Genomic DNA, 14,813 nt, shown 5'->3' with positions numbered 1-14,813 from the left:
GATACTTGCGCACAGCCCTCCTTCCCATTAACCGCGGAGCATGGATTTCGAGCACCTTCCCCACGCCGCCCCTGTCCCCGGAGAGACCCGCGATCAAGCGCTGAAGGACCCCGGTTTCGGCAAGCTGTTCACCGATCACATGGTCGTGATCGATTACGATGCCGACAAAGGTGGGTGGCACAAGGCTACGCTCGGTCCCCGCGAGCCGATCCCGCTCGATCCTGCAGCCGCAGTGCTCCATTACGCGCAGGAAATCTTCGAAGGTATGAAGGCGTATAAGCAGGGTGATGATAGCCTTGCCCTGTTTCGGCCAGAACAGAATGCGCGCCGCTTCAACGAAAGCGCTCGGCGCATGGCGATGCCTGAATTGCCAGAAGAGCTTTTCCTGGAATCCATCCGCCAACTGGTGGCCAAGGACCGTGACTGGGTGCCCTCTGATCCTGACGGCTCGCTTTACCTGCGGCCCTTTATGTTCGCCTCGGAGGCGTTTCTTGGCGTGCGCCCGGCGCGGCAGTACAAATACGTCCTCATTGCCTCGCCCGTCGGCCCCTATTTCAAGGGGGGCGCGAAGCCTGTAAAGATCTGGGTCAGCCGGAATTATACCCGTGCTGCCCCCGGCGGCACCGGCGCGGCCAAGACCGGCGGAAATTACGCCGCGAGCCTGGTTCCGCAGGCCGAGGGAATAGAAAACGGCTGCGACCAGGTGGTCTTTCTCGACGCGGTCGAAAAGAAATGGGTCGAGGAACTTGGCGGCATGAACCTGTTTTTCGTCTTTGACGATGGCACGGTCATCACTCCCCCACTGACTGGCACTATTCTGCCCGGTATCACGCGCGACAGCCTGATCCAGCTGCTACGGGAAGAAGGGTTGCAGGTGCGCGAAGAGCCTTACAGCATCGACCAGTGGCGCGCCGACGCCACGACCGGCAAGTTGCTGGAGACGATGGCCTGCGGGACTGCGGCAGTCGTCACCCCGGTGGGGACTGTCATTGGCCCGGATGGTGAATTCACTATCGGAAGCGGAGGAACAGGCCAGATGACGCACAAGGTGCGCGAGAAACTGGTCGGCATTCAGAAGGGCGCATTCCAAGACACACAGGGCTGGATCACAAAGCTCTAGAAGGCGCCTTTCACAGAGGGATCGACGTTGGTACATTTCGCCAGCCTCTCCCGTATAGCATCGATCAACCAGCTGGTGGCGGGCCCTGGCCGTGCATCACGGCGCCAGAGCGCGCTCAACGTATAGTTTGCACCCGGCTTTTCGGGCAGGTCGAGTTCGCAAAGCCGCCCTGCGGCGAGATCATCCGATACGGTATGGCGCGGCATGTTGCCCCAACCGATACCTTCCTTGAGCAGGGCGTGTTTCGCACCAAGATCAGCCAGCCGCCAGCTTTGCGGTGAAAGAACGGAAAACTCCCTCCCCTCGGTCAGCGGCGACCGATCGGACAATACCAGTTGGAGGTGCTTTCGGCTTTCCCCGGGTTGCACATCATCGCTCGCTAGCGGATGCCCGGGGGCCGCGACAGGCACCAGTTCGACTGCACCGATCGTCTGCCTTTCGAGTTGAACATGGTCGGACAGGACGGGACCGCCGATGGCCAGGCCCGCGCCACCATCAAGGACACATCCCGCCACCGCGCCCAGTGCCTCAACCTGCAGACGCAGCGCGACAGTCGGGAACATCTCCCGGAAATCGCGCAGTACGCTGGCCGTGACCTCACCGGGGAGCATAACGTCGACCACCAGCGATACTTCGCTTTCAAGGCCGGCATGGAGGCTCTGGGTCTTGGCCAGCAAATGATCGATTCCATCGGCTACTGATTTGGCCTCGACCAACAAACCCCGTCCGTCTTCCGTCAAGACCGGGCGACGTGAACCTTCGCGTTCGAACAGGGTCACGCCAAGTTGAGCTTCAAGCTGAGCTATGCCGTAACTGATGGCAGATACCGCGCGGCCCATCCGGCGCGCCGCCGCCCCAAAGCTCCCTTCCTCTGCAACAGCAAGGAAGATGCGAAGTTGGTCGAGGCTTGGATCTCCTATTTTCATCGTTCTAATTTCCTGAACATCTTGCCTCGTTTTATCGCAGTTATCGGAACACCGGACAATCTCTATCTGGTCAATCAACAACGCAGTTCTTCGAAAGGAACATCGTCATGATCGAACACAGACCATTCGATAGCATTGGCGCGGCGAACCATGGTTGGCTCGACGCACACCATCACTTTTCGTTTGCGGATTATCACGATCCAGCAAGAGTGAACTGGGGGGCTTTGCGCGTCTGGAACGACGATACCATCGCACCTAAATCGGGATTTCCGACCCATCCGCATCAGGACATGGAAATAATCACCTATGTCCGCAGCGGTGCTATCACTCACCGCGACAGCATGGGCAATGAAGGCCGGACCGAAGCTGGCGATGTGCAGGTGATGAGCGCGGGCCGAGGCGTGGCCCATTCGGAATTCAACCTGGAAGATGAGGAAACCACTCTTTTCCAGATCTGGATCGTCCCCTCACAGCGTGGCGGCGAACCCGATTGGGGGGCTCGCGAATTTCCAAAGGGTGATCGTGCAGGTAACTTTGTCGCTCTCGCCAGCGGAGTGGCCAGCGACAACGACGCACTGCCGTTACGCACCGATGCGCGAGTTTTGGGTGCGACAGTCAAGGCAGGGGAAAGCGTGACCTATACGCCCAGCCAGGCTGACCGACACCTTTATCTTGTCCCCGCCACCGGCTCAGTCCGCGTGGGCGACATAGAAGCAAAGGCGCGCGATGGCCTCGCGATCACCAAGGAAACCAGCATTACCATAACCGCCCTCGAGGACAGCGAACTCGTCCTCGTCGACGCGGCCTGAAAGGACAGATCAAATGAGCAATATTCTTTACATCACGGCAAGCATCCGCGGCGATGAATCGGTTTCTCGGAGCCTTGGCCAGAAGCTCGTCGACAAGCTGGCAAAGAGGCAGAATGCCACGGTCGTCATCCGTGACCTCGCTAAGAACGATCTTCCCTATATCGATGCCGATCGCTTCGCCGCCAATCTGGCCCCTTATGCCGACCGGTCGACCGAACAGCATGAGCTGGCTAAAATTGCCGATGAATTGATCGAGGAGCTGCAGCAGGCGGATACCATCGTGTTCAGCGTTCCCGTCTACAATTTCTCGGTTCCTGCGACGGTCAAGGCTTGGGCGGATCTCGTCGCCCGTGCAGGAACGACTTTCCGCTACACTGAAAATGGCCCCGAAGGATTGCTGACCGGCAAGAAGGTCTATCTCACCGCGGCAACTGGAGGAACCCCGATCGGCAGTGAAGTCGATTTCATGAGCCCGTGGCTCAAGTTCTTCCTCGGCTTCCTGGGAATGAACGATGTCGAGATCGTCGCCGCCGACGGCATCATGGGCGAAGGCGGTGAAGAAAAGATCGCCGAAGCGCATGAGAAGGTGGAACAGCTGGTCGCATAATCCGACCCTTGCCCCCCGCGGCCAGCGACGTGCCGGGAAGCTGTCTCAGCTTTCCGGCACGTTTCGTTTGATGTCGTCGAGCCAGATATCGGCGACGGCATCGCTCGGCGCCCGCCAATCTCCACGCGGAGAAAGAGCGCCGCCAGAGCTGACTTTCGGACCATTCGGCAGTGCGCTGCGCTTGAATTGGCTAAAGCCGAAAAAGCGCTTCACGAAGTTCTCCAGCCATTTTGCGATTTCGGCAAGATCGTATTGGTTGCGGGCTTCAGCCGGAAAACCGATGGGCCACAGACCCACTTCCGCGTCCTTCCAGGCGTGCCATGCGAGAAACGCGACATGGCTGGGGCTTTGCCCATATCGCAGCACGTGATGAAGGAAAAAATCATTGAGTTCGTAGGGACCGATGATCGACTGGGTGGACTGTATCACACCATCCTCGCCAGCGGGCACCAGTTCGGGGCTTATCTCAGTGTCCAGAATTGCACTTAGGACCTCGTCCACCCCTTCGTCGAACTGGTTGGTCGTGGTGGTCCAGCGTATCAAATACTGGATCAATGTCTTCGGGACGCCCGCATTGACGCCGTAGTGGCTCATCTGATCGCCTACACCATAGGTGCACCAGCCGAGCGCCAGTTCCGACAGGTCACCCGTACCGATTACCCAGCCACCATGGTGACCGGCAAGGCGGAAAAGGTAATCGGTGCGCAGGCCTGCCTGAACATTCTCGAAAGTGACATCGTAAACCGGTTCGCCCCTGGCAAACGGATGGTCCATATCCGCCAGCATCTGTTTTGCGGCAGGCCGGATGTCGATTTCTTCGGCAGTGATCCCGAAGGCCGACATCAACTTCCAGGCGTTGTCCTTGGTATGGTCCGACGTGGCAAAGCCCGGCATCGTATACCCACGAATATCGGTACGTGGCCGCCCCAGGCGATCGCATGCCTTGGCCGCAACCAGCAAGGCATGTGTGCTGTCAAGACCGCCAGAAATTCCGATCGTCAGGCACTTCGGATTTGTCGCTTCGATTCGGCGCATGAGCGCATCGACCTGAATGTTGAAGGCTTCGTAGCAGTCTTCATCCAGTTTCTCACGCCGGTTGGGCACGAAGGGAAAGCGACGAACAGGACGCTCCAGGCCGATGTCCCTGCGCATAAGGCCATGATTGAAACTGATGCGACGGAACCGGTCTTCAGGTCTGTCCGCCGCATCGGCAGCATCGCCCCAAGTCTGCATCCGCATTCTTTCGGCAAGAATGCGTTTGGTATCGACGTCTGCAACCGATAATTCCGGCGCGTGATCGAACCGCACGCTCTCCGCCAACAGATCTCCCATCTCGTAGATCATGCCCTGCCCATCCCAGGCGAGATCGGTCGTGCTTTCACCATAGCCGCTGGCCGAATAGGCATAGGCACAGACTGCACGGCTGGAACTCGCTCGTGTGAGCATATGGCGCTCGTCGGACTTACCGATCGTTATGTTCGAGGCGGAGAGGTTCAGGAGTATCGTTGCGCCCGCCAAAGCGGCCTGCGTACCCGGCGGATTGGGCGACCAGAAGTCTTCGCAAATTTCGATGCCGAAAATAAAGCCCTGAAGATCAGCCGCTTCGAAGATGAGGTCCGTGCCAAAGGCTACACTATCGCCGCTTACGGTGATTTCCAGTCCCACGCAGTCTCGTCCGTGACTGAACCAGCGCTTTTCATAAAATTCGCGATAGTTTGGCAGGTAGCTCTTGGGCACCACACCCAGAATCACCCCTTTCGCGATCACCACCGCGCAGTTGTAGATCCGACCATTGCGACGCAGTGGAGCACCGATGACGATTACAGGGGCGAAACTGGCAGACTCCTTCGCGATGTCGGCCAAATGCTGCTCGACTGCATCGAGCAAGGCAGTCTGAAGGTGCAGATCATCGATGGCATAGGAGGAAAGGCATAGTTCCGGATAAAGCAAAAGGTCGACATTGCGTTCGTCCGCTTTGCGGGCCTGCTCCAGTATTCCCTCGGCGTTGTAGGAGACATCGGCAGTTCGAACCTTAGGCGTCGCAGTCGCTACTCTCACGAAGCCATGTGTATGCATGTCGTAGAAGGGATGGAGGTCGTTGTCCGGCATTTGAGATGGGGCTTTCCTGAATTGCGTGCCTTCGTCCGTGGTTTCATGCCAATCTGCTGGCTGGCAAATCCCAAGCTCAGCCAGTCGCTTCTGAACGCTCGAGCGGGCGATGCGGCCTTTGGCTTCCCAGCCGTATACAGTCCGGCTTGGCCAAGGCTTCGGAGATCCGAACTTCAGCCCGAATTCCTCGGCACTCAGCGGCGGGTTATGAGCGTCGCGCCATGCCCTGATTTTCGCGCCTGCCAGATGCATCTCATTTCAGTATCCAGTTAGGATACTCTAGGCAAGGCTCTCATCCGACATTCGCAATTCGGTACGGAAGCCGTTGAGAACAGGGCCCGCATGATGTGTTGCGCCAGCCTGCTGCGCGAAAGCAATCAACAGTTTGCTGCCCAAACCACCTGGTGATTGCGATACCGCCTCTTCACCAACCCCATCATCTTCGATGGTCAAGCGCCACTTTCCATCGCGACTATGAAAGAAAACAGCCAATGTGCCGGCGCGATTGTCAGGGAACGCGTATTTGGCGGCGTTCGACACCGCCTCGTTGAGATAAAGACCGATAGCAACCGCGGTTTCGCGCGAAAGAGTGATATCGTCGATCTCGCGAAACAGTCGGACATTGGACGGAAGAGCGGCGCTTTCCAGCCGGGTCAGCATCATGTCGAGATAGGGCTGCATTGCGACATCCTTTTCCTTACCCTGCTCCATGGCAAGGCCGGAATATGCATCGGCGAAAGTCCGCACCCGCCCTACGGCATCATCCAGAGGACCATGTAATTCGGCATGCGGGATCCGGCGCTTTTGGATTTCCAGCATGCTCGCCACCAAGGCGAAATTGTTTTTCGTGCGGTGTTCAAGGTCGGCGAGCAAGGTCAGCCGGCGATCCGCCGCTTCCCTGATTGTATCCATCGTGCTGTGGGCTGCGCGCCGGAATGCTTCGGCAAAAACAATTACGATTAGGGCGCAGGTAGCATTTAGCAAAACCCGCGCAGGATCGGTGGCATCCGTGAACAAAAAGGATTTAGGCGCTGGGAGCACGAAATACCACGCCCATGCAAACGTGACGCAAAAGGCTGCCAACCCCGCCCGCCAATGTCCGTAGAGAGTGGCGAGTAGCACGGTGGGGTAGATCATCGCGAATGGGCCCGATGTCGGTGCCCAGAGATCGTACAACGTGCGCAGGCCGATCATCGCGGCACCGCACAGGATGCCGAAGATCATTTGAGCCGCGAATTTGCTCCACGCACTTACAAACTGTCGGCTAACGTCAAAATTGGCAAGTCTGTGCATCAAAGCGTAGCCTTCGAGCGGACTGACTTCTCAGGACGTGGCCGCCGAAGCGCCCTGAAACTGGCCCACGTGGCCAGCTATCGGTCCTATAGATGCCCCACGTCTAAACTACTACAATTTTTACGTTTCTTATGCCGCCAGCAGTTCGGCCGCGCTGGGACAGGTTTGCAGCATTGCAAGCAAAGCCCGCTCTTCTCTCGTATGCCAACGGGTTGCCCGCGGAAGTTTAACGCCCTCACGCCATTCTTCCTGATGATCGACCAGTTCGATTACGGCAGGGTGAATGTAGCTTTTCCGCGTAACGGCAGGAGTATTGCCCAAATGATCGGCCACACATTCGAGCAACGTTTTCATCGGAATTTTTCCGTCCCCGATGCGTAGCGATTCAAAGCCAAGTACGCTCGCATGCCAGGTCCGAAAATTTTTGGCAGTGAACCGCTCTCCCATACAGGCTTCCAGATACTCGTTCACATCGCTCGAAGTCACCGTTTCGACCTCGCCGTCATCGTCGACGTATTTAAATACATTTTGTCCGGGAAGGTCCTGCATGTTCCGTACCATGCGAGCCAGGCTCCCATCGGTGAGCGTTACTTCCCGCATCTTTCCGGATTTGCCTTTGTAGCGGAGCCTCAGCGTCTTACCCGTTACTTCGGCATGGCGCCGACGTAACGTGGTCGCACCATAGCTTTTGTTCCGCTCGGCATATCCTTCGTTTCCAACTCTGATTGCACCGAGATCGAGCAGCCGCACCACACTCGCAACGGCGCGTTCCCTGGTCAGCTTGCGACCCTTCAAATCCTCTTCCACCTTTTTGCGAACGAGCGGCAGGAGATTGCCGAATGCCAGGCACTTGTCGAACTTTTCGCTTTCCCTCTCAGCTCTGAATTCGGGATGATAACGGTATTGCTTGCGTCCCTTGGCATCGATCCCTGTCGCGAGAATATGTCCATTGGGAGCCGGACAGAACCATTCGTCCGTATAGGCGGGTGGCAGAGCTACGGCGTTCAGACGCTTCTTTTCTGCTCTGTCTGTGATGAGCTCCCCCTTGGGATCGTAATAAGCCCAGCCTTTTCCTGCACCCTTGCGGGTGATTCCTGGCAGCTGGTCGTCGACATAGATGAGCTTCGTCATAGCGAGGGAAAGAACCATGGATAGACAATTTGCGTTCCCCATCTTGCGACGAACGGTTGAGCTAAATAGCGCCACCTCAAAAGGAGATCATTCATGGCTGACCCCACTTATACCCCGCCCGCAATCTGGAGCGCCGACACCGTGAGCGGAGGAAAGTTTGCCAATATAAACCGTCCGACGGCTGGCGCCCGGGAAGAAAAGGCCCTGCCGACGGGCAAACATGACTTTCAGCTCTATTCTCTCGCCACGCCCAACGGGGTGAAGGCCACCATCATGCTCGAAGAATTGCTAGAAGCAGGGCATGCCGGTGCGGAGTACGATGCTTTCACGATCAACATCGGAGAGGGCGAACAATTCGGTTCGGGCTTCGTGGCAATCAATCCTAACAGCAAGATTCCCGCCCTTCTCGACCGCAGTGGTGCCGACCCCATCCGCATTTTTGAAAGCGGCGCGATCCTGATGCATCTGGCAGAGAAATTTGGCGCCTTCCTGCCTACCGATCATAGACGTGCCGAAGCTCTGAGTTGGCTGTTTTGGCAGATTGGCAGCGCTCCCTTCATCGGAGGCGGCTTTGGCCACTTCTATGCCTATGCGCCAGAGAAGTACGAATATCCGATCAACCGCTATGCGATGGAAACCAAGAGACTGTTCGATGTCGCCGATCAACGCCTGAAGGATAGCGAATTTTTGGTGGGTGGCGGCTATACCGTGGCCGATATCGCGGCATGGCCATGGATGGCTCCCTTCGTCGAAGGGACGATCTACGATGAGGCCAAAACTTTCCTCTCTATCGACGAATACGAAAACGTCGGGCGCTGGGTGCGGCAAATTGGGGAGCGTCCTGCCGTAAAGCGTGGCCGGATCGTGACCAAGGTCTGGGGTGATGACGACACCCAGCTCCGCGAACGACACTCGGCAGCTGATTTCGAAGGTAAAAAGGTTTAAATTCGACCCTTCACATTCACGATAGGCGCGCTATAGGGGCGTCCGCCTGCTGGGGTGTAGCCAAGTGGTAAGGCAGCGGTTTTTGGTATCGCCATTCGCAGGTTCGATCCCTGCCACCCCAGCCACTCTCGACATTTTTAAATTCGCGGTTGCTTCGATAAATCGAGGCAAGGCGCATAGTATCCAGTCACGAGAGCCGCATCGCAGTCGGTTGCATTCGCAGACCCTTTTGCCCAAGGAAGCGCAAACCAAATTTGTGCGGGAGACAGCGATGAGCGATTTCGAAATGATCCGTAGCGAGCGTGAAGGCGATATCCTCACGATCACGCTGGACCGGCCCGAGCGGCTCAACGCTTGCCCTCCGCAGATGGCGGACGAGATTTTCGCGGCCATCACCGATCTCGGCGGCGCCCGTGCGGTGTTGCTCAAGGGGGAAGGCCGCGCATTCTGCTCGGGCGCCGATCTTGCGAGCAATTCGAAAATGTCGGTCAGCGGCGGGGACCGAGCTTTCGGCTCGCTGTCCCGGCATTACAATCCGATGATCCAGGCGCTGGCCAGCCTGCCCGTGCCCGTCGTCTCCGTGGTCCAGGGTCCTGCTGCCGGGATCGGCTGCTCGATTGCGCTGGCGGCCGATTTCGTGCTCGCCGGCAAGAGCGGCTATTTCCTGCAGGCGTTCGCGAATATCGGCCTTGTGCCCGATGGTGGATCGAGCTGGATGCTCCCCCGCCTCGTCGGCATGGCTCAGGCCACGCGGATGATCATGCTGGGCGAGAAGATCTCCGGCGAGGAAGCCGAACGGATCGGGCTGATCTACAAATGCGTCGAGGATGACGCTCTCGCAAGTGAGGCAGACGCTCTCGTCCGGCGGCTGGCGCAGGGGCCGACCGTGGCTCTGGGCGCGATGAAACAGGTGCTGCGCGACGGGTTGGAAACCAATCTCACCACCACGCTGGCAGCCGAAGCCAGGGCTCAGCGCCGGGCCGGCAGTACCGAGGACGCGGTCGAAGGCGCGATGGCCTTCCTCCAGAAACGCAAGGCAGAGTTCAAGGGCGCCTGAGCGGTGGCAGGCGTCACCCCGGCGCAGCTTGCCGAATGGCAGGCGGCGGTTGGCCGCAAGCTGGTGGAAGAAGACATCCTCCATCCCGCACCGCTGCGCCGTTACGCGCAGGCGATCGGCCATGACGGCCGATCCTCGCTCCCACCGCTTGCTCATTGGGCGTTCTTCCTGCCCTCCCCTGCGGATGGCGAAATCAGTCCCGACGGTCATCCGAAGCGCGGGAAATTCCTGTCCGATGTCAGCTTGCCAAGGCGAATGTTCGCCGCCGCCGAGATGGAATTTCCAGCGCCGCTCATCCTGGGTGAGAAGGCGCGGCAGACCAGTGAGATAATCGCGCTGTCGCACAAGCTGGGCAGTTCGGGCGACCTGATCTTCGCCAAGGTGGAGAAACGGCTCGAACAGGACGGCGCAATCCGGGTGCGCGAGGTGCAGACCTATGTCTACCGCGCGGCAGGCGATCGGATATCCATGCCGGTGCCGGATGCGGCCCTCCCTCAGGGCGAAAACTGGCAGCCCGACGAGGTAAACCTCTTCCGCTTCTCCGCCGCGACGGCAAACGCCCACCGGATCCACTACGACATGCCCTATGCCACAGGGGTGGAAGGCTATCCCGCGCTGGTCATCCACGGCCCCTTCACGGCAGCGAAACTCGCCGCACTTGCGCAGCGCGGTGCTGCCCTCACCAGCTTTTCCTTCCGCGCCATGGCCCCGCTGTTCCTGGGCCAGCCGGTCCGGCTGCGCAAAAGCGAGACGGGTTATCAGGCAATCCGCTGCGATGGCGTGGTGGCGATGGAAGCAAAGGCAGGCTTGAAGTGACCGATAGTCTCCCCCTCGCCCGGTCGGCTGCCGAGGCGGCCGCGAAATTCAGCAACCTCGTGCGCGACACCCTCGCCGCGATCGTCTCGCCCGGCGGCAAAGTCGATCCCGCGCTTGCCGAGCGCGAGCAGCACCGGCTTCACGGCTATGCATGGATCGCCACGCAGGCTGAAGCGCTTGGCGCCTTGTGCAACTGGGCGGGCCGCGCGCGCCAGGCGGATGCCTTTGGCGACATCGAACGGCTCGTCCTCGATATCGGCATGGGGGAATATTGCGCCCAGATTTTCGGCGGGGTGGCGATGAGCCAGAGCGAGATCGTGCGCCCGTCCGATTACGGTTTGCAGCAGGAAGCCTTTGCTTTTGCTGCTGGCGATGCGGCCAGCCATTTCATCGGCACCGGAAACACGCCGGAAAACCGGGCGGAACTCGCGCGCAGGCTGGCCGATGGAGAACGCCCGTACGAGGGAACGGGTGACGACACGCTCGACATGATCCGCGACCAGTTTCGCACCTTCGCCAGCGAACGCATCGCGCCTCATGCGCATGGCTGGCATCTGGCGGATGCGCTGATCCCGCTGGATGTGGTCGGCGAAATGGCCGAACTGGGCGTCTTCGGCGTCTGCATCCCGGAAGAGCATGGCGGTCTTGGCCTCGGCAAGCTGGCCATGTGTCTGGTTTCCGAAGAATTGTCGCGCGGCTGGATCTGTGCCGGGTCACTTGGCACAAGGTCCGAAATCGCGGGCGAATTGATCGGCCAGAACGGGACCGATGCACAGAAGGCGAAATTCCTGCCGCGTATCGCCGAAGGATCGATCCTGCCCACGGCCGTGTTCACCGAACCCGATACCGGTTCCGATCTTGCATCGGTCCGCACCCGAGCGCGGCAGACCGACACCGGGACATGGCGCATCGACGGGGCCAAGACATGGATCACCCACGCAGCGCGCGCCGATCTGATGACCATATTGTGCCGCACCGATCCGGCTGCCCCGGGATATGCGGGCCTTTCCATGCTGCTGGCGGAAAAGACCCGTGGCAGCGATAGCGCGCCCTTCCCCGACGAAGGCATCGCCGGTGACGAGATCGAGGTGCTCGGCTATCGCGGCATGAAGGAATACACGCTCGGCTTCGATGGCTTCGAAGTGGCGGAGGACGGCCTGCTCGGCGGCGCACAAGGCCAAGGATTCAAACAATTGATGCGCACATTCGAAGGCGCGCGAATCCAGACCGCCGCACGGGCGCTGGGCGTGGGCTGGAACGCCTTCGATCTGGGCCTGTCCTATGCGACCGAGCGCAGGCAATTCGGCAAACCGCTGCTGGCGTTTCCGCGCGTGTCGGACAAGCTTGCCCTGATGGCCTGCGAACTGGTGATTGCCCGCGAACTTACCTGGACCGCCGCCCGCCACAAGGATCGGGGGCAGCGCTGCGATATCGAAGCCGGAATGGCAAAGCTGCTCGGCGCGCGCGTTGCATGGGCAAGCGCAGACAACGCGCTGCAGATACATGGCGGTAACGGCTATGCGCTCGAATACGAAATAAGCCGCGTATTATGCGATGCGCGTATTCTGAATATCTTCGAAGGCGCCGGAGAAATACAGGCACAAGTAATCGCCCGCGGACTGCTTAGTTCACGTCAAGACTCACAAGCCGCCTGAACAGGCACACACGAAAGCTATACGACAGATAGGAATTTAGGCGGCTGGCGTGCTGCAACGCAGGCGCGTGCCTGCGGCGTTTATCTCCGCCTGATTATTAGCAATTCCTAACCTTTCGAACATTTCCCGAAATTCCCCACAAGACTTGCAATTGATAATTGTTCTCAATAGCAGGCCCTCAATCGATTCGCAGACGACGGATCATTCCAGGGTCAAGGAACAGGGAATTTTTGAAATGAGGCTTTCGCTTTTGGCGACCACCGCGCAAATCGCTTTGTTGAGCGCAGCTCCGGCTTTCGCGCAATCGGAGCAGACCGGCGACGCGGATGGCCAGCGCGAAGAAACCACCATCATCGTCACAGGCGCATTAAGCGAATTCGGTGCGACGAAATCCGATACGCCGATCATGGAAACCGCACGTTCGATCTCGATCGAAACCGCGCGCGATTTTCAGGAAAAGGGCGCCCAATCGCTCGACGATGTCCTCACCTATTCCGCAGGCGTGACTGCCGAGCCTTACGGCTTTTCCACCAGGGGCGATTTTGCCCAGGTACGCGGGCTCGATGCCCCCGAATATCGCGACAATCTCCAGTATCTGTTCGGCTATTACAACAACACACGCCAGGACATCTACACGCTGGAGCAGGTCGAAGTGCTGAAAGGCCCCGCTTCCGTCCTCTATGGCGCAGGTTCGCCCGGCGGCATCATCAATGTTGTTACCAAACGTCCCCACGGAACCAGCGAAGGTGAAGTCCGCGTCGATTACGGCAGCTTCGACCGCAAGCAGATCGCCACCGATTTCAACATCGCCATACCGGGTGCCGAAGACAGTGCGCAGTTCCGTTTCGTGGGCCTGCTGCGCGATTCGGACACGCAGATCGAAGGGGTCACGGATGACAAGCTGGTCATCGCACCGGCCTTTACCGCCCGCCCCGCGCCGGGCACGGAGATCACAATTCTCGCCAATTATTCCGACCAGAATTCGGATACGGCACACCAGTTCCTGCCGGTCACCGGCACGCTACTGGAAAGCGCCAGCGGCGAGAAAATCGATCCATACAGCTATCACGGCGCACCCGGCTTCAATGCCTATGATACCGAAAGCCTGGCGCTGACGCTGATCGCAGAGCAGCAGATCAACAGCATCTTCTCGGTGGAGGGCGTGGCCCGTTATCTCGATACCCATGCCGATTACCGGCAGGCCTGGATTTCCTTCCGCGGCAATGGCGTTCCCCGCATCGATGCCGAGGGTAATGGCGGCTGGACTTTCTATCTGGCCGACAATCGCAGCGAACAGATGGCCTTCGACGTCCGCACCCGTGCCGATTTCACCACCGGCCCGATCGAGCATGAATTGCTGGCCGGCGTCCAGTATCAGGACGTCCTCACCGATTCCGACACGGCCTATCTTGCAGATTTGGGCACTCTGAACGCCTTCGATCCGCAGTATCTGAATGTCCCTGCCGTTGAAGCAGTCGAAGCCCTCAAACTTAACGGTTCGAAAAATTACGTAAAATCGACCGGCTATTACATCTCCAACCAGATGAGCCTCGGCAATCTGGTGGCCAATGCGGGCGTGCGCTTCGACAATGTGACCAACCGTGTAGAAAACGGCAGCCGCCAGGAAGACGATGCCACCAGCTTCAGCGTCGGCGTGCTCTGGCGCGGGCCTGCAGGCATCTCGCCCTACGCCAGCTATGCGGAAAGCTTCCAGCCGGTTGTCGGCATCGACACGCTGACCGACGAACAGCTGCTTCCCCAGGAAGGGCGGCAATATGAAGTCGGCATCAAATACCAGCCGCGCGGCGTCAACGCGCTGGTTACGGTAAGCGCTTTCGATATCGAAGTGTCCAACCTGCCCAATCCCAATTCGCTCGTGGGCGGGGATAGCCAGCAGGAAGGTGTCTCGAAGGTGCGCGGCGTGGAGCTTGAAGCCAATGCGCTGGTCGGCGGGCTGCGGCTGGACGGCAATGTCAGCTATCTCGATACCGAAGATCCCGACGGATATCGCCTGACGTCGATTGCCGACTGGCAGGCCTCGCTCTTCGCGCTCTACAATTTCACCGGTGCGCTGCACGGGTTCTCGCTTGGCGGCGGGGTTCGCTATGTCGGCGGGAACGAGAGCAACGGGCTGTCCGCCGTCGACGGCAGCCTGCTGACCTACCGGGTCGATGGGCACACGGTCGGCGATCTTTCGGCCGGATACGATTTCGGACCGTTCGAACTGCGGCTGACCGCCCGTAACGTGACGAATGAGGAATATTTCTCGGTCTGCCTCGTGCGGGGCGATTGTTACCCGGGCGAAAAGCGCAGCATCAATGGCTCGCTGGCGTATAAGTTCTGAT

At 59.1% G+C, this 14,813-nt stretch carries 12 protein-coding genes and 1 tRNA gene; 9 read left to right on the top strand and 4 right to left on the bottom strand.

All coding sequences use genetic code 11. From position 1 onward, the window contains the following. Positions 1 to 40: 40 nt before the first annotated feature. The gene (locus ACYQ0G_RS01290) at positions 41 to 1,120 is read left to right on the top strand and encodes a branched-chain amino acid aminotransferase (protein WP_460098466.1); all 1,080 of its coding nucleotides are present in this window, start codon (positions 41 to 43) and stop codon (positions 1,118 to 1,120) included. Here the strand turns inward: ACYQ0G_RS01290 and ACYQ0G_RS01285 are convergent. Continuing rightward, entirely contained in the window at positions 1,117 to 2,046 is a 930-nt protein-coding gene (locus tag ACYQ0G_RS01285) for a LysR family transcriptional regulator (protein WP_460098465.1), read from the bottom strand. The two genes, ACYQ0G_RS01290 and ACYQ0G_RS01285, sit on opposite strands and share 4 nt — an antisense overlap. Before the next feature lie 107 nt (positions 2,047 to 2,153). Between ACYQ0G_RS01285 and ACYQ0G_RS01280 the strand changes: the two genes are divergently transcribed. Next, a complete protein-coding gene (locus ACYQ0G_RS01280) occupies positions 2,154 to 2,855 on the top strand; it encodes a pirin family protein (protein ID WP_460098464.1) in 702 nt (233 codons plus the stop codon). A gap of 13 nt (positions 2,856 to 2,868) precedes the next feature. Beyond that, positions 2,869 to 3,462: an FMN-dependent NADH-azoreductase gene (locus ACYQ0G_RS01275; protein ID WP_460098462.1), complete on the top strand. Its 594-nt coding sequence runs from the start codon at positions 2,869 to 2,871 to the stop codon at positions 3,460 to 3,462. A gap of 45 nt (positions 3,463 to 3,507) precedes the next feature. Here the strand turns inward: ACYQ0G_RS01275 and ACYQ0G_RS01270 are convergent, their stop codons facing one another. From ACYQ0G_RS01270 to ACYQ0G_RS01260, 3 genes are all read right to left on the bottom strand, one after another. Next, a complete protein-coding gene (locus ACYQ0G_RS01270) occupies positions 3,508 to 5,571 on the bottom strand; it encodes an NAD(+) synthase (protein WP_460098461.1) in 2,064 nt (687 codons plus the stop codon). Positions 5,572 to 5,850: 279 nt separating this feature from the next. Next, positions 5,851 to 6,795 carry a sensor histidine kinase gene (locus tag ACYQ0G_RS01265; RefSeq protein WP_460098460.1) on the bottom strand — a complete coding sequence of 315 codons (945 nt, stop codon included), beginning with the start codon at positions 6,793 to 6,795 and terminating at the stop codon, positions 5,851 to 5,853. 198 nt (positions 6,796 to 6,993) lie between these two features. Further along, positions 6,994 to 7,995: a DNA topoisomerase IB gene (locus tag ACYQ0G_RS01260; protein ID WP_460098458.1), complete on the bottom strand. Its 1,002-nt coding sequence runs from the start codon at positions 7,993 to 7,995 to the stop codon at positions 6,994 to 6,996. 93 nt (positions 7,996 to 8,088) lie between these two features. Between ACYQ0G_RS01260 and yghU the strand changes: the two genes are divergently transcribed. The 6 genes from yghU to ACYQ0G_RS01230 all read left to right on the top strand — a co-directional run bounded on the left by yghU (position 8,089) and on the right by ACYQ0G_RS01230 (position 14,812). After that, positions 8,089 to 8,940 carry a glutathione-dependent disulfide-bond oxidoreductase gene (yghU, locus tag ACYQ0G_RS01255; RefSeq protein ID WP_460098457.1) on the top strand — a complete coding sequence of 284 codons (852 nt, stop codon included), beginning with the start codon at positions 8,089 to 8,091 and terminating at the stop codon, positions 8,938 to 8,940. A 50-nt stretch (positions 8,941 to 8,990) separates the two neighbouring features. Then, positions 8,991 to 9,065 (top strand) — tRNA-Gln (locus tag ACYQ0G_RS01250). Positions 9,066 to 9,211: 146 nt separating this feature from the next. Continuing rightward, positions 9,212 to 9,997 carry an enoyl-CoA hydratase-related protein gene (locus ACYQ0G_RS01245; RefSeq protein WP_460098455.1) on the top strand — a complete coding sequence of 262 codons (786 nt, stop codon included), beginning with the start codon at positions 9,212 to 9,214 and terminating at the stop codon, positions 9,995 to 9,997. A gap of 3 nt (positions 9,998 to 10,000) precedes the next feature. Then, positions 10,001 to 10,813 (top strand): HTD2 family dehydratase, encoded by an 813-nt coding sequence (locus ACYQ0G_RS01240; protein WP_460098454.1) that lies wholly within the window; start codon positions 10,001 to 10,003, stop codon positions 10,811 to 10,813. After that, entirely contained in the window at positions 10,810 to 12,468 is a 1,659-nt protein-coding gene (locus ACYQ0G_RS01235; RefSeq protein ID WP_460098452.1) for an acyl-CoA dehydrogenase family protein, read from the top strand. Before ACYQ0G_RS01240 ends, ACYQ0G_RS01235 begins: the two co-directional genes overlap by 4 nt. A gap of 235 nt (positions 12,469 to 12,703) precedes the next feature. Beyond that, positions 12,704 to 14,812 (top strand): TonB-dependent siderophore receptor, encoded by a 2,109-nt coding sequence (locus ACYQ0G_RS01230; protein ID WP_460098451.1) that lies wholly within the window; start codon positions 12,704 to 12,706, stop codon positions 14,810 to 14,812. Position 14,813 lies beyond the last annotated feature (1 nt).

Source organism: Qipengyuania triglochinis, assembly GCF_054655615.1.
This window is presented reverse-complemented; position numbering and strand designations above follow the sequence as displayed.

What these genes read in the sequence shown, in the direction of transcription:
- ACYQ0G_RS01280 (WP_460098464.1), top strand. Translation starts at nt 2,154, where the DNA reads ATGATCGAACACAGACCATTCGATAGCATTGGCGCGGCGAACCATGGT.
- ACYQ0G_RS01245 (WP_460098455.1), top strand. Translation starts at nt 9,212, where the DNA reads ATGAGCGATTTCGAAATGATCCGTAGCGAGCGTGAAGGCGATATCCTC.
- ACYQ0G_RS01265 (WP_460098460.1), bottom strand. Translation starts at nt 6,795, where the DNA reads ATGATCTTCGGCATCCTGTGCGGTGCCGCGATGATCGGCCTGCGCACG.
- yghU (WP_460098457.1), top strand. Translation starts at nt 8,089, where the DNA reads ATGGCTGACCCCACTTATACCCCGCCCGCAATCTGGAGCGCCGACACC.
- ACYQ0G_RS01270 (WP_460098461.1), bottom strand. Translation starts at nt 5,571, where the DNA reads ATGCCGGACAACGACCTCCATCCCTTCTACGACATGCATACACATGGC.
- ACYQ0G_RS01260 (WP_460098458.1), bottom strand. Translation starts at nt 7,995, where the DNA reads ATGACGAAGCTCATCTATGTCGACGACCAGCTGCCAGGAATCACCCGC.
- ACYQ0G_RS01230 (WP_460098451.1), top strand. Translation starts at nt 12,704, where the DNA reads ATGAGGCTTTCGCTTTTGGCGACCACCGCGCAAATCGCTTTGTTGAGC.
- ACYQ0G_RS01275 (WP_460098462.1), top strand. Translation starts at nt 2,869, where the DNA reads ATGAGCAATATTCTTTACATCACGGCAAGCATCCGCGGCGATGAATCG.
- ACYQ0G_RS01290 (WP_460098466.1), top strand. Translation starts at nt 41, where the DNA reads ATGGATTTCGAGCACCTTCCCCACGCCGCCCCTGTCCCCGGAGAGACC.
- ACYQ0G_RS01285 (WP_460098465.1), bottom strand. Translation starts at nt 2,046, where the DNA reads ATGAAAATAGGAGATCCAAGCCTCGACCAACTTCGCATCTTCCTTGCT.